17 protein-coding genes are annotated in these 21,372 nt (G+C 60.4%); 14 read left to right on the top strand and 3 right to left on the bottom strand.

Going from position 1 to position 21,372, the window contains the following annotated elements:
- Positions 1-12 precede the first annotated feature (12 nt).
- Together I7X09_RS27400 and I7X09_RS27405 are read left to right on the top strand one after the other, a co-directional pair.
- Positions 13-1,458, top strand: a complete 1,446-nt coding sequence (locus I7X09_RS27400) for an amino acid permease (protein ID WP_200314622.1) — start codon at positions 13-15, stop codon at positions 1,456-1,458.
- Positions 1,455-2,375, top strand: coding sequence for a universal stress protein (locus tag I7X09_RS27405; RefSeq protein WP_200314624.1), 921 nt, complete (start codon positions 1,455-1,457; stop codon positions 2,373-2,375). The genes I7X09_RS27400 and I7X09_RS27405 overlap by 4 nt, the downstream gene beginning before the upstream one ends.
- 42 nt (positions 2,376-2,417) lie before the next feature.
- On the opposite strand, the gene I7X09_RS27410 is transcribed toward I7X09_RS27405, so the two are convergent.
- Positions 2,418-3,419, bottom strand: a complete 1,002-nt coding sequence (locus tag I7X09_RS27410; RefSeq protein ID WP_095971500.1) for an MBL fold metallo-hydrolase — start codon at positions 3,417-3,419, stop codon at positions 2,418-2,420.
- Positions 3,420-3,716: 297 nt separating this feature from the next.
- Between I7X09_RS27410 and I7X09_RS27415 the strand changes: the two genes are divergently transcribed.
- From I7X09_RS27415 to I7X09_RS27445, 7 genes are all read left to right on the top strand, one after another.
- Positions 3,717-4,817, top strand: coding sequence for an LLM class flavin-dependent oxidoreductase (locus I7X09_RS27415; RefSeq protein WP_095971501.1), 1,101 nt, complete (start codon positions 3,717-3,719; stop codon positions 4,815-4,817).
- Between the two features lie 109 nt (positions 4,818-4,926).
- Positions 4,927-7,050, top strand: coding sequence for a hypothetical protein (locus I7X09_RS27420; RefSeq protein WP_234036736.1), 2,124 nt, complete (start codon positions 4,927-4,929; stop codon positions 7,048-7,050).
- On the top strand, positions 7,043-8,560 hold the full coding sequence (locus I7X09_RS27425; RefSeq protein ID WP_200314628.1) for an ATP-binding protein: 1,518 nt from the start codon (positions 7,043-7,045) through the stop codon (positions 8,558-8,560). The genes I7X09_RS27420 and I7X09_RS27425 overlap by 8 nt, the downstream gene beginning before the upstream one ends.
- Positions 8,557-11,481, top strand: a complete 2,925-nt coding sequence (locus I7X09_RS27430; RefSeq protein ID WP_200314630.1) for a Z1 domain-containing protein — start codon at positions 8,557-8,559, stop codon at positions 11,479-11,481. The genes I7X09_RS27425 and I7X09_RS27430 overlap by 4 nt, the downstream gene beginning before the upstream one ends.
- A 33-nt stretch (positions 11,482-11,514) precedes the next feature.
- The gene (locus I7X09_RS27435; protein ID WP_003940667.1) at positions 11,515-12,369 is read left to right on the top strand and encodes a ParA family protein; all 855 of its coding nucleotides are present in this window, start codon (positions 11,515-11,517) and stop codon (positions 12,367-12,369) included.
- Positions 12,366-12,857, top strand: a complete 492-nt coding sequence (locus tag I7X09_RS27440) for a hypothetical protein (protein ID WP_200314632.1) — start codon at positions 12,366-12,368, stop codon at positions 12,855-12,857. Before I7X09_RS27435 ends, I7X09_RS27440 begins: the two co-directional genes overlap by 4 nt.
- Positions 12,858-13,027: 170 nt before the next feature.
- On the top strand, positions 13,028-14,023 hold the full coding sequence (locus tag I7X09_RS27445; protein ID WP_166813591.1) for an HNH endonuclease: 996 nt from the start codon (positions 13,028-13,030) through the stop codon (positions 14,021-14,023).
- A 46-nt stretch (positions 14,024-14,069) separates the two neighbouring features.
- Here I7X09_RS27445 and I7X09_RS27450 read toward each other — a convergent pair whose 3' ends face one another.
- Positions 14,070-14,660 (bottom strand): T3SS (YopN, CesT) and YbjN peptide-binding chaperone 1, encoded by a 591-nt coding sequence (locus tag I7X09_RS27450; RefSeq protein ID WP_200314634.1) that lies wholly within the window; start codon positions 14,658-14,660, stop codon positions 14,070-14,072.
- Positions 14,661-15,041: 381 nt separating this feature from the next.
- Between I7X09_RS27450 and I7X09_RS27455 the strand changes: the two genes are divergently transcribed.
- From I7X09_RS27455 to I7X09_RS27470, 5 genes are all read left to right on the top strand, one after another.
- A complete protein-coding gene (locus tag I7X09_RS27455; protein ID WP_200314636.1) occupies positions 15,042-16,298 on the top strand; it encodes a plasmid pRiA4b ORF-3 family protein in 1,257 nt (418 codons plus the stop codon).
- Between the two features lie 388 nt (positions 16,299-16,686).
- The gene (locus I7X09_RS27460; RefSeq protein WP_234036982.1) at positions 16,687-18,339 is read left to right on the top strand and encodes a sodium:solute symporter family protein; all 1,653 of its coding nucleotides are present in this window, start codon (positions 16,687-16,689) and stop codon (positions 18,337-18,339) included.
- A 27-nt stretch (positions 18,340-18,366) separates the two neighbouring features.
- Positions 18,367-18,498, top strand: a complete 132-nt coding sequence (locus tag I7X09_RS29555) for a putative transporter small subunit (RefSeq protein WP_003941363.1) — start codon at positions 18,367-18,369, stop codon at positions 18,496-18,498.
- A 103-nt stretch (positions 18,499-18,601) separates the two neighbouring features.
- Entirely contained in the window at positions 18,602-19,045 is a 444-nt protein-coding gene (locus I7X09_RS27465; RefSeq protein ID WP_007726042.1) for a MarR family winged helix-turn-helix transcriptional regulator, read from the top strand.
- The gene (locus tag I7X09_RS27470) at positions 19,042-20,835 is read left to right on the top strand and encodes an AMP-dependent synthetase/ligase (protein WP_200314638.1); all 1,794 of its coding nucleotides are present in this window, start codon (positions 19,042-19,044) and stop codon (positions 20,833-20,835) included. Before I7X09_RS27465 ends, I7X09_RS27470 begins: the two co-directional genes overlap by 4 nt.
- Here the strand turns inward: I7X09_RS27470 and I7X09_RS27475 are convergent.
- Entirely contained in the window at positions 20,832-21,212 is a 381-nt protein-coding gene (locus tag I7X09_RS27475; RefSeq protein WP_003941392.1) for a helix-turn-helix domain-containing protein, read from the bottom strand. The genes I7X09_RS27470 and I7X09_RS27475 overlap by 4 nt on opposite strands.
- Positions 21,213-21,372: the final 160 nt, after the last annotated feature.

The following is a 21,372-nucleotide window of genomic DNA, read 5'->3' on the forward strand; positions in this document are numbered from 1 at the left end:
AGAGGAGCGTCGATGGCTACTCTCGTCAAACACGTACTTCGGCGCAAGCCGGCTTTGCAGATAGACCAGGAGACCGACGCAGATACCAACGGCGGTGAGCTGACCCGCAGTATCGGTTTAGCGCAGTTGTCCATGTTCGGCATCGGCGCCACGATCGGCACCGGTATTTTCTTCGTCCTCTCGCAGGCTGTCCCGGTTGCGGGTCCGGCAGTGATCATCTCCTTCGTTGTTGCCGGTCTCGTCGCGGGACTCACGGCGATCTGTTACGCGGAGTTGGCCGGAGCTGTCCCGGCGTCGGGCTCGTCGTATTCCTACGCTTACGCGACGCTCGGAGAGCTTCCGGCCATGGCCGTCGGCGCGTGTCTGCTTCTCGAGTACGGAGTCTCGGCCGCGGCGGTGTCCGTCGGATGGTCGCAGTATTTGAACCAGCTACTGGGTAATCTCTTCGGGTTCCAGATTCCCGACGCGTTGTCACAAGCGCCGGAACAGGGCGGCATCATCAATCTGCCCGCAGTGATCCTGGTGTGCCTGTGCGGTGTTCTGCTCATCCGCGGCGCCAGCGAATCAGCCAAGGCCAACGCCATCATGGTCTCGATCAAACTCGCAATTCTGCTGCTCTTCATCGTGGTCGGCATCGCCGGATGGAACAGCAATCACTTCGCCGACTTCGCACCGTTCGGATTCAGTGGCGTCATGTCCGCCGCCGGAATCATCTTCTTCTCGTACATCGGCCTCGACGCAGTGTCCACCGCCGGCGAAGAAGTGAAGAACCCTCGTCGCAATCTCCCTCTCGCGATCCTCATTGCGCTCGTGTCCGTCACCGCGATCTACATCGCCGTTGTCGCCGTGGCGATCGGTGCACAGGATTCCGCATCGTTCGAAGGTCAGGAAGCCGGACTGTCCGCCATCCTCGAACAGGTGACCGGATCTACCTGGCCGGGAACACTTCTGGCCGCCGGAGCGGTGATCTCCATCTGCAGCGTCACACTCGTGGTCATCTACGGTCAGACCCGCATCCTGTTCGCGATGTCACGCGACGGCATGATTCCGTCGATCTTCCACAAGGTGAACCCGCGGACTCTGACGCCGGTGCCCAACACCATCATCGTCTGCGTCGTCATCAGCATTCTGGCTGGTTTCATTCCGATCAACTTCCTCGCCGAAATGACCAGCATCGGAACCCTGGTGGCCTTCCTCGTGGTCTCGATCGGGGTCATCATCCTGCGGCGCAGTGACCCGGACCTGCCGCGCAGCTTCAAAGTTCCCGGCTATCCGGTGACGCCGATCCTCTCGATCCTGGGCTGCCTGTGGATCATCAAGGACCTCCGAACCGTCACGATCTACGTGTTCCTCATCTGGGTGACCGTCGCGATCATCTGGTACTTCGCCTACGGTATGAAGCACTCGCGCCTCGGTGCGAAGAACCGCGCCGAACTGGGATCGGAGTCCGAGTCATGACGCTGCTCGCGGGATATGCACCTGACGGTGACGGTTCCGGAACCGTCCATCTTGCAACGCTGTTGGCGCGCTCGTCCGGTGAACCGCTGGTGATCTGCGCGGTGATTCCCTCGCCGCCACCGCCCGGAATGGCGCGTGTCGACGCCGAATACCACCAGCAATTGCGAGCCGAAGCCGAAGCGGCACTGGCGAAAGCGCGGGCAGACATGCCCTCCGACGTCGACGTGACTTATGTCGTGCATGAAGCTCAGTCGACGTCGAGTGGCCTGCTCGATCTCGTTCACGAGCACGAAGCCAAGATGATCGTCCTGGACTCGTCCACAGCCGGGGTGTTCGGCCACGTGGCTCTCGGCAGCGTCACCTCCCGCTTGCTGCACAGCTCCGACGTCCCGGTCGCGCTGGCGCCGAGGGGATTTCGAACCAAGCCCGGTGAGGTGGTTCGCCGCGTCACCGCCGCATACTCGGGCACACCCGATCAGGACGACCTGGTGCTCGCCGCCGCGACCGTGGCTGCGCGTGTCGATGCCGGACTCAGATTGGCGGCGTTTGCAGTTCGTGCAAACGCGCAGTACACGACCACGCTCGGGACCGAGGGGGACTCGCCGGTCATCTCCGAGTGGGCCGAGGTGGTCGAGCGCGAGACCAACGCTGCCTTCGAGAGAGTGCGTGCACTGCCCGAAATACCTGACGTCATGGAATCGGTTATCAGCCATGGCCGTAACTGGGCCGAGGCACTCGAGGGCGTCGAGTGGGATCGAGGTGACGTTCTGACGGTCGGCTCGAGCAAGGCGGGTCCACTGGCCCGGGTCTTCCTCGGCAGTCGGGCAGCGAAGATCGTGCGGTACTCGCCGGTTCCGGTGGTGGTGGTCCCGCGATCCGCGTCGACCCGAATTGTCGATCAGGCCGAAGCGGAATAAAGATCAGGGCCGACGAGCGGAGTGCTTGTCGGCCCTGATCTTTCAGACGGAGCGAGCGAAGAGCGCGGGCTCGGAGCCGGGAACCTGAGAGACCTGCTCTCGGGCAACCAGATGGCGAAGGTGAGCTGCGCCCTCGGAGAGTGCCATCGTCTTGCCCATCGGGGAGATCTCGGCCCACGGCTTGTACCACTTCATCTTTGCCGCGACGTCCCACACCGTGAGCTTGTCGTCGGCGAACTCCTGCAGCAGGTGATCGAGTCGTTCCTGGTGGTGCTCGATCAGCTCGCCGGCGCGACCTCCGACGTCGTCGATCGGAATGCCGTGAGCGCCGAGACCGCGGGTGATGTTCATGTTCTGCACCCGTGCGAGCGAATCGAGGAAATCGGCGAGGGCGTCACGCTCGTCGAGTGGGTACACGAAGTTGCCGACGTGTGGGGTTGTCTTCTGCAGGACGTGGTCGCCGGTGAACATGACGTCGGCGTCGTCGAGGTAGAAGCAGACGTGGCCAGGCGTGTGGCCGGGGGTGTAGACAACGCGGAGGCCGCGGCCGGTCAGCGCGATGATCTCGTCGTCCGCGAGAAGGCGGTCGGGAGCGGACTCGGGGCCCACGGGAGACTCACCCGCGGCAGTCAACCGGAAGGCATCGCGGTCGGCTTTCGGGGCTCCAGCGCGTTCCATGTTCTCGAGCTGGTAGGCCATCCACTCGTCGTCGCGTGCAGTCGACATCTGATCGAACAGGTAGTGGTCGTCCTCGTGCATCGCGATCCAGGCGCCGGATGCCTCGCGGACCCGGCCGCACAGTCCAGTGTGGTCCGGATGGAAGTGCGTGACCACGACGCCTTCGATGTCGGTCACCGAATGCCCGATTTCGGCGAGCCCCGCGTTGAGGCCCTGCCAGCCGTTGTCGTCGCCCCAACCAGCGTCGACCAAGATCAGTCCGCCGGGGGATTCCATGGCGTAGACGAGTGTGTGGCCGAGCGGGTTGTCCGTGATCGGGACAGGAATCTGGAATATGCCATCACCGATGGCTGCCGCACCGTTCATATCAAGTACCTCTTAACGATAAGGGAACGCACTCTTAGTACTTCATGTTTACCGTGCGCTCGATTGGTCGGTGACACAGGTCCTGCCTGGCGGGAGTTCGGCATGATTTCGGTCGACTTCGGATCGGCGAGAGTTTTATCGACTGGGTGGTCTCTTCTGGTTGAAAGATGTTGCTGATTAGTAGATTTCGCACGTTGGTTGCATTGGGAGCGTCGGTCGGTTGGCGGATCCGTCGAGGAACCGCGCACTAGCCTCCGAGGGACAGGCGCGCTGTGCGGTTATCGAGAAAGACGGGTCATGCGTTTTCAGGTTCTGGACATCATTTTCAACCCACCCCATCCAGTGACCGGCGAGGAAGTTGCCCCGTCCGATCGGCTCAACCGCGTCGTCGAACTGGCAGTTCTGGCCGAAGAGTTGGGTATCGATTCGTTCTCGGTGGGCGAGCGCCACGCCGGGCCGGTTCTTTCGTCGGCGCCAACCGTCGTTTTGGGGGCAATTGCGCAGGCCACGGACAGAATCCTGCTCTCGACGGGTGTCACCGTCCTGTCGCTACTCGACCCGATTCGAGTCGCCGAAGATTTCGGAACCATCGATCAGCTGAGCCGGGGACGCCTCGAGATCGTGATCGGCAAGGGCAACGAGGTCCTTCAGTACCCGCTCCTCGGGTTGGATATCGCCAAGCAGTACGAGTACCTCACCGAGAACTATGAACTCCTCAAACTGCTGATCAGCGAGGAAAACGTCAAGTGGGTGGGAACCCACCGACCATCGCTCGAGGACGCGACGACGCTACCGCGTCCGTACGACGGTCCGTTCCGGATCTGGCACGGATCGGCTACCTCGTTCGAGGCCGTCGAACTCGCGGCGAAGTGGGGCGACCCCATCGTCACCGCCAATGCTTTCCAGCCCCGTGAGAACTACAAAGTGCTCATCGACCACTACCGCGAGCAGTACCTGGCGTACGGGCACGACCCGTCCAAGGCGTATGTCGGTTCGGGTTCGGGCGGATTGTTCCTCGCCGACACGACCGAGCAGGCCATCGAAGAGTTCCGTCCGATCTACGAAGGCGCCGTTGCGCAGGCCGACAAACGCAAGCACGATCCCAAAGCCGTCGGAAAGTCGACGAGCTTCCGGACCATCGAGGAAGCCGTCGACCGTGGGCCGGCGTTGGTCGGGTCCTCGGAGCGGGTCGCCGAGAAGATCCTCGATTATCACGAGAGTTACGGCCACGATTTCCAATCGGTGTCCGTCAATCACGTGCTCGACTTCGAGCAGCAGAAGGACACTTTGCGCCGCTTTGCGGAGGAGGTTATCCCGCTGGTGAAGGCCGAACTGTCGACGACGCTGTGGACCTCGGCCGACGAAGATCGGGCGAAGGGTTTCACCGCCGTCGACTGAGCGGAGAAGCCTGACTGTCGGGTAAGCAGGTCCGGCGCTGCGACGGCTCACAAGCTGCAGTAACTTGTTACCGACATCGCGGTCGGTTTTGACTGCAATGAAGGTATCCGTGAGTGGGAGTAGTGCGTTGACGTTGGGTGTGAACTCGCTTCCCGCGAACGAGCTGAGTCAGACGCTGTGGGTCGATCTGTTTCCTTGGCTGGACGACTACGTATCCGATCGTGCGGCGCTGCTCGAGCCGCTGGCCCCGTCGCCTGATTGGTGGTTCAGCGAAGCGCCGTCGTTCACTGTTCTCGAGGTCGATCTCGAGAAGGTTCTCGCCGAGCTGGCGTCCCTCTACATCGCCCACCACGCGGCAGCGGTATTACGAGAGAGCTTTCCGCTCCTTGGTGAAGATCTCCCGCTGGAGGCGTTGAGCCTCGATACCCGCGCAGTGACGGCACTGTCTCGGCTCACCACCGACAAAGCAATCGGCGGACTGCTGACGCACACGACCGCTGAGATCTTCGGCGTGCGCGGAACGAGCGAACAGACGGTGCACGACATAGTGCTCAACCTGTTGGTCTGTGCGGTCATGTCGACTCCGCTCGCCCGCGTCGAGACCGCTGAGGAAGCAGTTGCCCCACCCGCGATCACGGCGCTGCTCGACGATCTCGCGCAGCTCGCAATGTGGCGACGGGTCCGAGGCCAGGACAGCAGACCACTCGTCACCGTCGAGATCGACGACGAATCTCCGGCCTCGATTCAGGAAGTTGCCGCCCGGATCTCGGCTTTGACGCCGAACGATCTGCCCGACACCGACCGAACCGACGCGATGGACGAGATCGACAATCTCTTCTCGCAGCTGGATGAGCGGGAGTCGTTGGTGTTGCGTGAGCGGATCGTGGCGCGAGTGCCGCAGCGCAGGGGAGCGATCGGGGCCAAGCTCGGAGTGGGCTCGGGGCGAGTCGGGCAGATTGAGGCCGACGTGAAAGCCAAACTCAACGCGGCGTGCGGATTCGGGACGGCCGTGGGGAACCTGCTTGCCAGCTTGCGAGTCGAGATTCAGCCGGTGGCTTCGCTTGATCGGCTTCTCGAAGTGCATCCGAGCATCGCGGCGGAGGTGCCTGGTTACGGAGTTCCGCTGTGGTTGGTTCTGGATCGCCTCGATGACTATTTCGAGGTGACTGACGGTTGGGCAGCCGCTCCCGGCGTCGCGGCGGCCAAGAAACGCACTCAAACTTTGCTCGAGGACTTCGAATCGCCCAACGGTGTGGTTGCGCTCGACGACGTCGCCGAAGTGGTATCGATGTCACGCGGCGAACTGGAGAAGTGGCTTGCGTGGTGCGGGGTCGTCGTAGTGGCGGATTCTGCGCTGACGCGTGCGCGTCGGATCTCCGATCTGGCAGTCGGCGCGCTCGAAGCCGTCGGATCGCCGAAGTCCGTCGTCGAGCTAGTGGAGTTGCTGAAGTCCGATCGCAGTGACCGGTCGATCGAGCGCGCGCTCGAGGCCGACGATCGCGTGGCGCTCGACGGCGCAGTCTGGCGGCTGCACGCCTGGGGAAGCGCGGATTCCGTTGGGGAGGAATCGGTTTCTTCGGGAGAGGCTGAAGAAGCCAGTGAGTTCAACATTGGTGGTGACGGGATAGTCCGGCGCAAGCGGACACGCAACACTGCGAAGACGCCAGAGTTGACTCGCCGCCTGTACCGGTCAGGTAGTACGTGGCGGTATCGACTGACCGTGACCGCAGATCATCTGCGGGGCTCCGGGTTTGCTGTACCCGCCGGTGTCGCGGTCGCTGCCGGCTGTGCGCGCGGCGCGAACATCGAGTTGGAGAGTCACCTCGGCGTTCAAGCAGTTCGATGGACCGGAGCGCAGCCGACGTTCGGCACTATCCGCCGATTCCTGCGTGAACTCTCCGCTGTGGAGGGCGAAGACGTGTTGCTCGAGTTGTGGCAAGACGGAACCTTCCGCGTGGTCCGACCGGCGATCGTTCACTCTGACATCGACCCACTACGTCAGGCACTCGCAGAGGTTGGCAATCGCGAGCCATTGCGAACTGCCGAGAGACATGTGGTGCGGATTCTCGCCGAGGCCGTGTGTCTGGACGGCGAAGACCGTCCACGAAAGATACTGCGCGCGTATGAAGATCGTGGTGAAGACGTGGTTCTGGACTTCCTGGAGGCGGCATGGAGGCGCGGCGAAGCATCCGAAATCGACGAGGTAGAGGGTAAGGATGCATCCCATGACTGACGTCGCGGACACCCGCATAGTGGGTACCAAGATCCTTGCTGCGGACGAGTCCCTCGCCGGCGCCATCGGCTTGCACCACACCATCGCGACAGCGCTCGCCGATCTGATCGACAACAGCCTCGACGCCGCGGCCTCCCACGTGCTGATCAGGTTCGTTCAGGACGGCACACGGATCGTGTCGATGATGGTGATCGACAGCGGCTCCGGCATGGACAGTGACACCATTGATTCCGCGATGACCTACGGCCGCCGACGCGACTATGCCGCCGAGGACCTGGGTCATTTCGGTGTAGGGATGAAGGCGGCGTCGTTGAGTCAGGCTCGGTTGCTCCGAGTGTGGTCTCGAAAGTCCGGGCACCCGACGCAGGGCCGCGAGATCGACTCGGCCTCAGTGCAGGGGCGTCAGTCAGTTTCGGTGATCGAGGACCGGCAAGCCGAAGAATTCTTCGACGCAGTCACGCCCCGCTTTCCCTTCGACACCGGAACTGTTGTCGAATGGCGCGGCATCACAACATTTCTCATGTCCGCGCACGCGGACGAGCAGACCAGCTGGCTCGAACAGACCATCAACGACGTGCGCAGTCACCTCGGCGTCGTATTTCACCGTCTCATCGAATCCGGCCGGATCGCTCTGACTGTCGATGTCTTCGACGTCGAAGCGGGACGCGCCGGCGCGCTGCGCACAGTCAGTGCCATCGACCCGTTCCGGTATCCGCGCACCGGCGACCCCAACTACCCTCGGACACTTACCGTGTCGATCGCCGGTGCCACAGTAACCACCGAAGCTCACCTGTGGCCCGCCCGGAGCAATGCACCGGAATTTCGCATCCACGGCGCCCCTGGCCGTGACCAGCAGGGGCTCTACTTCTATCGGCACGATCGACTCCTGCAGATCGGCGGCTGGAACGCGATAGTGCGGGGCCGACCGGACTACGGATTGGCACGAATTGCTGTCGACCTGAACGAATCTCTGCTGCAGCACATCACCATCAATCCCGAGAAATCGGGGGTGACGCTCGACGCCACTGCGTCGGCTGCCTTCGACGGGGCCGTCTTCACGGATGGCAACGGTGGATTCCGTTCATATCTGACCGATGCCGAGCGCGTCGTGCGGGCAGCCCGAAGTTCTGCACCTCGGCCGATCAGCGTCATCGAGCCGGCATCCGGCTTTCCGGAAGACGTGCTCGATTCCTTCAGCGACGCCTTCGAATTCAGCGTCGGTGATGATCCTGTTGCCGTGGGTTGGCGAGCTTTGGCGCGTGATCAGTTCTTCGAAGTCGACCTCAAGACTCGAACTTTGTGGATCAATGCGCGTTTTCGGCGTGATCTGCTCGGACGTCGCAGTCTAGACCCGGCTGATGCTCCGGTGCTCAAGACTCTTGTCTTCCTGTTGGTGAGCGAGATGTTCGAAGGAACGAGAATCAGCGCTCGTCAGAGAGAAAAGACGAAGGCGTGGCAGGAAGTGTTGATTTCCGCAGTGTCAGCGCACCGGGAGCAGGTAGTGCAGTGAGTGATGAAGTATTCCGTGCGGTTGCACGTGAACTCGGTGACGGGTTTCCGCCCGAGAACGTGTTGTACCCGGTCAACGCGCGCCTGCGAGCTAGCTATCCGGACGGCCTGACCATCGCGGACATCATCGATGTGTTCCTCGACGACAATGCTGTCGGTGTACGAACGGCGCTCACTTCGCGTCTGCGGCAGTGGGATGCGGAAAGTGTTGAGACATGGGTGGGTTCGACTACCCCGCAGAGCCCGGAACGGCGGGCTCGGATCTACGACTTGTTGGGGTTGCCGGTCGACGCCCACGCCGAGATGGATGCGCGCTTCCCCCGCGAAGGTGGGCCGGTTGTCATTGCTGCTCAGCAGCCGTGGGACCCCTGGTACACCTCCGAGCGCCGGCGCGAGCACGACTTCTATTGGCGTGCCTACAAGCGAGTTCTAGCCGACAAGAACTGGGACGAAGCAACAATCGGAAAGCTGGACATCGCAACGACCGAGGTTGTGCATCGACTCGCCGACCCAACCAGGCCGGAGCCGTATCAGTCCAAAGGTTTGGTGGTCGGCTACGTCCAGAGCGGGAAGACGGCGAATTTCAGTGGCGTAGTGGCCAAGGCGATCGACGCTGGGTACCGCTTGGTCATCGTTCTGACCGGCACTATCGAGATTCTCCGGAGCCAGACTCAGCGACGCCTCGACATGGAATTGGTCGGTCGTCAAAACATCAGTGCCGGTGTGGACGACGACTACGCCAACGACGAGGACTGGCGAACCGGGAACTTTCTCGAACACGAAATCGATCCGAACAAGACGAATGAAATCCCGGCTATCCGTCGACTCACCACCTCGACCTTTGACTACAAGAGCCTGCTCGCGGGCCTGAGCGCACTGCACTTCGAAACCGTGGATCACTCCCTTCCGCTCAATGATCCGAAGAATCTATACCCCAGCAATATTCGCATCGCGGTCGTGAAGAAGAACGTCTCCAGCCTCAAGAAGCTGGTGGCCGATCTGAAGAAAGTGCCGACCGAACTCGATCAGATTCCTGCCCTGATCATCGACGACGAAGCCGATCAAGCATCGGTGAACACGATCGATCCGAAGAAGATGAAAACCGAGCAGATCGAGCGGACGGCGATCAACGGCCAGATCGCTGAGATCCTCGGTCTACTCAAGCGTGCCCAGTACATCGGTTACACCGCAACACCTTTTGCCAATGTGTTTGTCGATCCGGAAGACAGCGTCAACGTCTTTCCTTCGGACTTCATCGTCAGTCTCGAGCGGCCCGCCCCGTACATGGGTGGTGCGGACTTCCACGATCTCGACGATCTCGAAGGCGACGACAAGACTCCGGCCAATTCGAACCAGAAAGCGTACGTACGGGATCTCCGGGCCGAGTGCGACGAGGATCGTTCTGCCGAACAATTGCGGGCTCTCGACTCGTTTGTCCTGACCGGGGCGATCAAGCTTTTCCGGGAATCGAAGGGCGCCAAGCCGTATCGGCACCACACGATGTTGGTGCACGAATCGGTGAAGCAGGCCGAGCACGACGCGGTGGCCAACGATTTCAAGGCCTTGTGGAAGTCGGCGGGGTACAGCCAGGCAAAGAGTCTCGCGAGGCTTGACAAGCTCTGGGCCGAGGACTTTGCAGTGGTGAGTGCGGCACGGGGCAGTGAACTGCCGAACCCTGAGTCTTTTGTCGAGTTGGAGGAGTTCATCGGCGCCGCCTACGACAAGATTTCCGAGGGTACCAGCCCTGTCATCGTGGTCAATGGTGCGGCGGAGAAGGACTACAAGCAGGATTCCCTCGATTTCCAGGAACGAGGAGTGTGGAAGATCCTTGTCGGCGGAACGAAGCTGAGTCGCGGCTTTACAGTCGAGGGCCTGACCATCACCTACTACACGCGTCGAACGGGCCAAGCTGACACATTGATGCAGATGGGACGATGGTTCGGTTTCCGCCCCGGGTACCGAGACCTGGTGCGCCTGTTCATCGGCCGCACGGTTGGCGGACCCGCCGGCGCGGACTACGACATGTACAAGGCGTTCGAGGCGATCGTTCGGGACGAGCAGGAGTTCCGGAATGAGCTCACTCGGTTCAGCGGTGTGAACGAGAAGGGCGAACCGTGGGTCACTCCACGCGATGTGCCGCCGATGGTGTTTCAGCAGCTGCCGTGGCTCAGACCAACGGCTCGAAACAAGATGTTCAACGCCGATCTGGTTTATCGAGGCATGGGTGGTGAAAGTTTCAGCTTCACGATGCAGCCCCCGCGAGGCGACGGTTCGATCAACGCTCGGCACTTCGAGGCGGTTGCACCTTTGTTGAAGTCGTTGGACGAAAGTGGGTCCTTCAATTTCGTTGACAAGGATGATGTTTCGCGATCGTTCACTGCGCGATACGGCATCGTCCCTGCCCGTGTGGTGTTGGCGGCCGTCGACCAGTTCGAGTGGGCGAACGGGTGGGATTTCGGTCCCCACCGCGAAGCGCTCTCGACCGCAATCGAATCCGGATTGCTCGAAGACTTCGCAGTTCTGCTTCCGTACCCCAAGACCCGGGAGCCGATCGAGATCAAGGGTTGGCACGAGAAACTTCCGATCGTCAATCGCAAACGCCAGGAACGCGAGTACCGAACAGGTTTCACCGGTACGGCCGTTCGTGAGCGCGATGCGATCGAGCACATTGCGGGCAGCCCGAAGAAGAACGGTGGACCGCTTGCGGGTGCTCTTCATCGGAAGACTCGCGGTGCATTGATTCTGGTATTTGCGAACGATCCGGCTCCTCGTCAGTTGAAACGGGCACAGGCTGGTCCCGTGGACTCGCGCGATTTTGCGACGTTGTTCTCGTACGCGCTTCCGCACGCGGCGGAGCCGTTGGGGCGAATCGGTTTTCGGGTCAAGCAGTCGGGGACAGGGGCGATCGTCGATGCGAACTAGGTGTGTTGTGGTGGGAGACAGGAATGGGTTCTGATGGCTAAGACGATTGCGACAATCAACCTCAAGGGCGGCGTCGGTAAGACGACGATCACCGCGGGGTTGGCCGAGTTCATGTCGCTCGAATTCGGTCAGCGCGTGCTGCTGATCGACCTCGATGCGCAGATCAATCTCACGACGATGATGATCAGTGAGGATCACTGGCTCGAACTCAACAAGCAAGGGCTGACCAGCGCAACCATTTTCCGTGACGCTGTCGATGGCACGTCGAACTTCGATCTCGAAGCTTCGATTCAGCGCGGAGTCTCGCCGGTCAAGCGAGTGACGGGTGTGGATCTGCTTCCCTCATCTCTCGATTTGATCGAGCTGCAGGAGGAGATCAGTGCCCTTCGGGTTGCTGATCGGAACTCCACCAAGCCGGTTGAATTGTTGAGGGATGCCGTCGCCCCGGTGATGCCGTACTACGACTATGTTCTGATCGATTGCCCGCCGAATCTCGGGCCGATCACACTCAACGGATTGGCCATGGCTGACGGCTACGTGATCCCCACGATCCCGGATGTACTCTCCACGTACGGCATTCCGCAGATCCAGACGCACATCGCGAAGTTCGGCAAAGAACTCGGCCGTGAACTCTTCGAACTCGGGTTGGTGATCACCAAGTACAAGTCCAACTCGGCGGTGCACCGCACGACTGTGCGAAACCTTCGACGCGATCCCAACGTCCCTCACGTATTGCCGGAATATCTCGCGGAGTCGAATCAGATTGCCGCGTCGGCGGAGTTTCACCCGTACAGCACTTTGAAGGTGAAGTACGGCAATGCAGGTCAGTTCGATCAGATGCGTGCAATTACGCAGAACATTCTCACGGAAGCGCAGGCGAAGCTATGAGTGCGGGTATCGATGAGGCGCGTCGTCGGGTGCAGGTGCAGGAGACCGGTGCCGCGCTCTTGAAGTTGGGTGCAACTAATGCCTCGGCCTCGGTGTTGCTGGCCAAGCTGGTTCAGGTAGTCGCGGAGGAAGCTGCCCGTACCCCGCGGTTCGCGAAGGCAATCGAAAGCGCTTTCGCAGTTCCGTCGGATGGATCCGCAGCTGTGGTACCTGCTCCTGCGCCGGCGCCGCGCCGTCGTGCTGCGGCTCCGAAGGTGAAGCGGGAGCCCGGCGCTTTCGATCCGTTCGAGGTCTTCAAGGCGGACGGGGAAGAGGTTCTGTTGGAGCGTCTTTCAGCACTCGATGCTGACGGGATCAAGGACATCATCGCGGAACAGGAAATGGATACCCACAAGGAGACGGGTCGCAAACGCAAGGTGGATGTGCTTGCGGTTTGGACAGTTGAGAGGGTGAAGGCACTCACCTCGAAAGGGAATGCATTCCGGTAGGGGCTCCGCCACATGCGTCTTTTTGGTAGCGGGCGCCACCAGAAAGACGCACCGGTTCGCCGAACTACTTCATCGGTGGATAGCGACCCCCGGAGTGGCTTTGAATCGTTCCGCGCGGCGCCGGCTAGTGTGTGAACTTGCGGGTTGAACACTTACGAGGAAGGCGCATAGTGGCACCTTCGGTGATCTCCGAGTTTCTTGACCCATCGCCCGCCGCGCTGGCGGCGCAATGGAAGTCGGTACTCGCACGACAGGAGGTACCGAAGGGAAGCCGACAGGTTTCGTTCGTTCCAAGCGAGGTCGTGTTGTCGCTCTGTGCATCGCTGTTGGTTGACCATCGCCGGTTCGGTAGCTCCTCTGCACATCGTGCGGGAATGCCGGTCCAGCATCTTGCGCGTCTGTTCAAGCGTCGGCCCACGAGCTTTATCGCAAAGATGGCGAACCTGGATGGAACACGTAGTCATGGCGGGCGGCATGAGGTCGAAGTCGCGTCGTTGATGCTTTCGGACAGCGCGTTGATGCAGGACGTATACCTTCGAATTCTGCGATCGGCGCGTTCCCACGGAATTGACGAACATGTGTTGCCGGACTTCCTCGAATTGGAAAGCGGCGAAACGCTGTGGTTGGTGGGACAAGAAGAGCTAGTCCAAAGTGAGATCGAGAGATCCTTGGAGCAGTCGCTTGAAAAGTGGTCTAGCGAGCGTAACGATATCCCCATCGCGACCACTCAGCGATTGCTGACCTCCAGAGTTCGAATCGGCCAGCATCGGTTCGCCGCTGGCGTACTCAGCAATCACGAGCACCGCTGCGTGTTCTGTGGCCTTAGCGCGAATGTCGGGGGCCGACGCCGGCCGCGCCTCCTTACTGCAAGCCATATCAAGCCCTGGCGAGACAGCACTGACAAAGAGCGACTTGACCGTCGCAACGGCTTCACCGCGTGCCCGACACATGACATTGCCTTCGATACGGGGCTCATCACCGTCGACGAGGACTTGAACCTCCACTACGCGCCCGGCGTCGAGAGCGATATGGAGATCGAAAGTCCGCTTCGCGCCGCACTCGGGAAGCCACCTCTGAGAGACCGATTGATCTTGCCGGACAAGGCGGAGCGTCCGGATGTTGTCTATCTGGACTGGCACCGCACGCAGATCTATGTCGCTTCGTGACAAACACCAACGAGCGCTCTGCGTAGCTGGTCGAAGATGGGCCAGTCTATTTGACTTGGGTAATTCCAAGATCGCCGTCGACGGCGTCTGCTTCATCGCCGCACGCACAGTCACAGTCTCCGCCGCAACCGCCGGGATTGCAGTCGCCGGCGTAGCTGTCGTCGTCTTCGTCGCAGTCGAGGGTGCCGCCGAAGGACTCAGCAAAATCGTCGTCGAGTTCGTGAGTGAAGTCGTGAACCTCGTCGATCAGGTTCAGCAGATGCTGCGGCGCGAAGGGATCGGCGTCGAGCATCGTGGAGACCAGTAGGTGGTCGCCGCTGAAGGCGAAGCGCAGGCGCGGCCATTCCTGCGCGAGTTCGATCAGTCGAGTCGCAGCATGCGAGGGATTGCCGAGGCCGGTCAGAACCGAAGACCAGACGTTGATCTGAGGGCCGTCATCCGCAACTGTCACGTAGACGACAAACCCGTGAACCGGCACGACGATGTCGCCGTCGTCATCGGTGGCAGGCTCACTGCCCAGTAGTTCGGCGAGAGTTTGAACGCACAGGCGAACCAATTCGTCGCGCTCGTCCGTCACCAAGGCAATTGCGCCGTTGATGTGGAGGGGCTGGTCGGCGGTCGTGTGTTGGTCGCTCATGGATCCTCATGTTCTGTGCCAGTCCGAGCAGGCGCTGGGCACTGTTTTCGTGCGGTAGCTGTCAGGTCTACGGTAATCGGCGCACACTATTGTCCGCGCAGTGGATGATCAAAGATGCCTGGGTAGGTCCGTGTTGATCTGGACTTGACAGCCGACCAGCGACGAGATGCGAGCCCCGACAAATCGGGCAACCTTGTGGCAGTGAGTATCTCGGCTGTCGGTAGGTAGATCTAGCCTCCATACATGACGGGTCAGCGAGTTCGGCGAGCTTCACATCTGCGTTTGGTACCTGCATATCAAGCGACGCAAAGCCAGATGAAGGTCCTTACGCCGAGGCAGATGCGGAATCAGCGTCGACGGCCGGAGGTGGCGAACTTTGTCATGCGGATCGAACTCGATTGCATCACGCCGCCTATTTGGAGACGGTTTTCGGTTCCGTCGAATATCGAACTGGACCAACTTCATTCGATAGTGCAGGCGGTGATGGGGTGGGGAGATCAACACGCTCATCAATGGGTGAGTGTCCATCATTCAACGGACAATGGCCCAGATCGGTATATCGCGCCAGAGGTGATCGAGCGCGACGGATACCAGGAAGACGAGTTTGGTGAGGACGAAGTCCGGATCGACGAGGCAGTAACCGCGGTCGGGGAGTACGTCCGTTATGAGTACAACGCCCGCGCACGGTGGAGTCACACGTTGGTTCTCGAGCAGATTGTCGAAGACCAGCCGATTTCTGAGCCATCCTGTCTCGACGGCGAGAGAGCGTGCCCGCCGGAGGATTCTGGCGGTCCGATCGGGTATCGCGAGTTCCTGAACGTGCAGGCGAGTACCGGACTGTTCGATCCCGAACGTTTTGTTCCCGCAGAGTCCAATGCAGCAGTCACCATTGCAGTGGCACTGCATAAATCACCGCCCGTGGAAAGCTCGCTGTTCGAGAATTTCTTGCGCCGCCTGTCGGTTCATTCCGCACCGAAACTGTTTGCCGCAGTCGCCAAATCGGAGCTTCGCGGTGGATATGACAACTATTTCGAGGTGATGCGTGAGGGAGCAACCTGCCAACTGCTGTGGCTGCTGCACTCCGCGCGAGTCGGTGGGATTGCGTTGACGGCGTCCGGGGCACTTCCTTCGGACCATATTGCGGACGCCCGAGACGAACTCGATTGGGGCAGTGACTGGATCGATGTCACGGCAGGGAGTGACTCGCAATTGGCAGTACTCGTTGAAGCCGCCAAGACACTGGGATTTGTCCGGAAACTCCGAGGCACTTTGATTCTGACTCGACTCGGCGCGTCAGTGCTTGCATATGAAGGCGAGCTGTGGCGTCACATCGTGACGGCCATGCCGTTGGGAAAGGGTGAGTTGGCGCAGGAAGCCGGCCGAATTCTGTTCCTTACGTTGGCTGCCGGCTTGTCGGAGTCCGAACGTAGTGAAGTGATGATCGAAGGCCTCACGGCATTGGGTTGGTCGACAACAGACGGAACGCGACTCGGGGACGACGATTGGACGTGGATGGTGCGAGACACTCTCGTGTACCTGCGAATGATCGGGGCGATTGTCTCCAATCCGCTGGACCAGCATGTTTCCGCCGATCCCGAGTGGGGCCGACGGTTTGCCAGGATGGTCCTGTCGATGTAGGTACGCGATCGAATCGAGCATCGATTTCAATCGATGCGGAGTTGTTATATGCGCTGGAAGCGCACGATTTTACTGCGGCGGAAACATGAATATTTTCGGGTGGGAAAATATCGGAGTTTTTGTTCGAAATTGCCATCATGCTATGGTCGATTCTCAGTTGTTGAATTGCGTGGTAGAGCCAAAAGCTTGCGCAGAAACTTTATTTTGTGGAGGTTGGGTTTCCGAAAAGACGAAGTGCGTGTTGCTAGTCAATTGAATATGTGACCGGTGTTGGTATGGCGGTCGCTCCTAGGGCGTGCAGAAACGAAGCGCAAAGATCCTGAACAGGAGTTTTGTGCTTTGCTCTGCCGATTATGTGCGAAGGATGTGGCATGTGACGGGGTCCGACATGGTCCAGTTCAGTACCTTGGTAATTGTTTCACTGCTTGTTGCTTTTTATGGTGGAACATTTCTGATTTCTCTTCGTATTGGTAAGAAACAGGAAAATGCCGACGGTTTTATGACCGCCGGAAACAAATTAGGATTTGGTGTTTCGGCCGCGAGCATGACGGCCACCTGGATTTGGGCGTCGTCGATGTACGCATCTGCCACTTCTGGCTACACCTACGGAATCTCCGGCCCCATTCACTACGGTTTATGGGGCGCGTTGATGATTCTCTTCATTTATCCGTTTGGCCAGCGAATTCGCAAAGTAGCGCCGAAAGCCCACACCCTGGCTGAGGTCATGTACGCGCGGCACGGACGCTCGAGTCAGCTGATGCTCGCGGGCTCCAATATCGTCGGTAGTCTCATCAGTTTGATGTCGAACTTCCTCGCTGGTGGTCTGCTGATCGCGTTGCTTTCGCCGTTCAACTTCATCCAGGGTGTGTTCATCGTTGCGCTGGGCGTTTTGCTGTACACGTTGTGGTCGGGCTTCCGCGCTTCGGTGTTGACCGACTTCGTTCAGCTGATCGGAATGCTCGGTGCGGTAGCGGTTTTGGTGCCGTTCATCTTCTTTGCGGCAGGGTTCCCGGCAGCCTTCGAATCCGGGGCAGGCAACCTTACTGCTGAGCAGGGCAACTTCTTCTCGAGCGTTGCCTTCTTCGAGCAGGGCGCGCCGTACATCGCGGCAGTTCTTGCCTACGCAATCGGCAACCAGACCATTGCCCAACGTCTGTTCGCGGTCCGCGAAGACCTGATCAAGCCCACCTTCATCACCGCAACCGTCGGATACGGCGCAACGGTCATTGGTGTCGGAATGCTGGGTGTTCTCGCTCTATACCTCGGAATCGAGCCGATGGATGGTGACGTCAACAATCTGATTCCGCAGATGGCCGCGTCGTACCTGCCCGGAATTTTGCTGGCTGTCTTCTTTGTCATGATCATCGGCGCGCTGTCATCGACGGCGGACTCGGACCTTGCTGCGCTCTCGTCCATCGTGATGACCGACGTTTACGGCCAAGCCGTCGCAGGCAAGGCTAATGCGAACCCTCGACGGATGCTGCTAATCGGCCGAGTAACGATGATTGTTGCCACGGCGGCGGCTATCTCCTTGGCAAGTCTGCAACTGAGCATTCTGGATCTGTTGGTGTTCGTCGGCGCGCTGTGGGGCGCGCTGGTGTTCCCGGTTATCGCAAGCTTCTATTGGGGAAAGGTCACCAACAAGGCCTTCACTGTGTCGGTGCTGGTGGCTCTTGCTGCCTTCTTGCCCGTCCGATTCAGTTGGGTGCCGATGGATGGGATGTTCGGGCTCTTCTCCGACATCGTTGCCGTTATCGGTATCGGAGTGGTGCTGGGACTCATGACATTTGGATTCTTCGGTCTGAAGGTTGCGCAGATCGTCGGCGGCCTGGCGATCGTGCTGTCCGCGCCGTTCGCGATCGGCTTCCTGCACGACTACCCAACGCTCAGCGGATCCTTGGTGGCCTATGCCGTCAGTACCGTCGTGTGCTTTGCGATGTCCGTCAATCAGCGTGAGACGTTCGATTTCGAACTGATCAAGCAGCGGACGGGAGACTTCGACGAGGAGGAGTTTCCTGCCGTGGGAGCGTCCGGAAAGTAACCGTCGAGACAAGTGGAAGGAATACGAATGAGTACAGCTCTACTGACCATTTACGTTCTGATCTGGCCGGCGTTGGTGCTGGTTGTCTTGGGAGTCATCAGCAAGGGATTCTTCAAAGATTGGGCAACTGCCCGCCGAAACGGTGAAGATCTGGTCTAGCTGTTCACGCCGCCACCGACGCACTTGCTGTCGGTGGCGGCGGTCATATTGCGTCGGACACAGGGATCGGCGTTATAGTTGCCCAGTGCAACACGACGGAGCAATGGCGCTCACCGGTCCACCAGCCGTTCATGACGAGCTGGTGCACCTGACGCGGCAGCTGATGACGGGGGATCGGCATTCCGATGACCACCCGTCGATCGCGCAGCATTCCTTCCTCTCCTTCATCGGCCGCAACGACGGCTGCAAGGCCACGGAGATCTCAGAAGTCTTCGGCGTCAACCGCTCGACCATCTCGCGCCAAGTTCGCGGCTGCATCGAGGCAGGCTGGGTGTATGCCGATCCGGGATCCGTTCGTCAGGGCAATCCGCTACATCTCACGGAGGCTGGCCGCAAATACCTCGACGCCGCCGACGCGCGTCGGCTCGACCAAGTCGCCGGCAGGCTGCACGATTGGACCGAGTCCGAGGTCGCAGACTTCGCCCGCGCACTCCACCGCTTCAGAATCAGCATCGAATCGCAGACCAACGGAGATGACACCCTGTGAGTGAGTACAGCGCCAAAGCCCAGTTCACCATCTCCGACAATGAGTCTGTGGTGCACACCGTCTTCACTCACGCCGAGCGCACGCCAGATCTGACGGTGTTCTCCCGCCCCAAGGGAGAGGATTGGGTAGACGTCACAGCCAAAGAGTTTGCCGAGCAGGTCACCGGCGTCGCAAACGGTCTCATTGCAGCCGGGGTGCAGGCAGGCGACCGCGTCGCACTGCTCTCCGCGACCCGATACGAGTGGACGCTGTTCGACTTCGCCATCTGGGCTGCGGGCGCGGCTACCGTCCCGATCTACGATTCGTCGTCTCAGGGCCAGGTCAGCTGGATCCTCGAAGACTCCGAGGCCGTCATCGCGATCGTCGAAACCGGCGCGCACGAGCAGCTGTTCCAGGACGCGCCGAGCTCTCTCAAAGCCGTTATGCAGATCGACGACGGAGCAGTCGAAAAGCTGACCGCACAGGGCGCCGACGTAGACGACACCGAGCTGAAGAAGCGGCTCGCGGGCATCAAGGCCGACGATCTGGCGTCGCTCGTCTACACCTCCGGCACGACAGGTCGTCCCAAAGGATGCATCCTCACGCATCGCAACTTCCTGTCCGAGGTGCGCGGGATTCTGACGGCATCGATCGGCAAGGTGGCGGTTCCGGGAAACCGAGTCCTGACCTTCCTGCCGCTCGCTCACGTGCTGGCTCGCGCGGTGTCCCTCGCGACGTTCGAAGCTGGTGCGTCGCAGGCGCACTGGTCCGACTTTGCCACCATTACAACTCAATTCGAGCGGTACAAGCCCAACACCATCCTCGGTGTTCCGCGTGTCTTCGAAAAAGTTCGTGACGGCGCAGCACGCAAGGCGGAGTCCGGTGGAAAGATTCCCGGCGCGATCTTCGCCTTCGCCGAAGCCACCGCCAAGGAGTACAGCCAAGCTCTCGACAAGGGCGGTCCTTCGCTGATCTTGAAGGCGAAGCACGCAGTGGCAGACAAGCTCGTGTATTCGAAGCTTCGTGAGGCTCTCGGCGGCGAGTGCTGGTTCGCGATCTCCGGCGGCGGCGCCCTCACTCCTGAGTTGGGACACTTCTTCCGTGGGCTCGGAGTTCCGATCTACGAAGGCTATGGCCTCACCGAAACCACTGCGGCGCACTGCGTCAACGTGCCGGGTGCTCAGAAGATCGGAACCGTCGGACAGCCGATGGGCGGCAACGGGGTTCGCATCGCCGAGGACGGCGAGATCGAACTCAACGGCGGGGTTGTCTTCAAGGGCTACTGGAAGAACGACAAGGCCACCGAAGAGTCGTTTGTCAACGGCTGGATGCGCACCGGGGATCTCGGTGAACTCGACAGCGACGGTTACCTTTCCATCACGGGACGCAAGAAGGATCTACTGGTGACGGCGGGCGGCAAGAACGTCTCGCCCGGCCCGATGGAAGACCGTATCCGTTCGCATTCCATCGTCTCGCAGGCAGTCGTCGTCGGCGACGGGAAGACCTACATCACGGCGCTGCTGACCGTCGACCCCGAGGTGTTCGAGAAGTGGAAGGCGGAGAACGGTAAGCCTTCTGGCGCGACCGTCGCCGAACTACGTGACGACAAGGACCTTCGAGCGGAGCTGCAGAAGGCTGTCGACGACGCCAATGCCACTGTCTCGCATGCGGAGTCGATCAAGAAGTTCGTCATTCTCGATCGCGATCTGACCGAGGAAGACGGTGAGATGACAGCGACGCTCAAGATCAAGCGCAATGTCGTCGTCGATCGGTTCTCGAAGGAGATCGAAGGAATGTACGCGAAGAGCTAGGCGCGTTTGGGGAACTGCTCGCGGTAAGCCATCACGTCATCGAGGCGGAACCTGCGGTGGGTGCCGCGTAGTTCGATCGGGAGTTTCCCGGCGTCGGCGAGTTTGCGCACATACGTGTCCGAAACGCCGAGGATCTCTGCTGCCTGCGAGGTGGTGAGGAGTTCTGCGACGGGCCCGAGGGCGACGCTGTCGCCGGCAGCGAGGTAGGTCAGGAGCTGCACGACGGCGTCGCCGACCGATGGCGGAATCTCGATGCTCACGCCGTCGAACACCAGCGTGGTCGTGTCCGTCGAGGTTGCGGCTCTCTCGGCCAGAGCTGTCTTGATTCGCTCGGCAGCGTCGCCGTCGACTGCGGAAACGATGTGGTCGATGCTCACGCGGTATATCTCCGATCGAAGGCAGTGTCGCAAGCATAGACAGCGACAGTGTCCGTCGGCACGCTGGCTAGCGCCGTGTGCGTTGCATTACATGAGTGCCGTGAGTGGAAAACTATTTACCCACGTAGATCGGAATTCGAAGGTTTTGGCGCCCAAAGAT

This window comes from Rhodococcus sp. P-2, assembly GCF_016598535.1.
Taxonomy (GTDB): Bacteria; Actinomycetota; Actinomycetes; order Mycobacteriales; family Mycobacteriaceae; genus Rhodococcus_F; species Rhodococcus_F baikonurensis.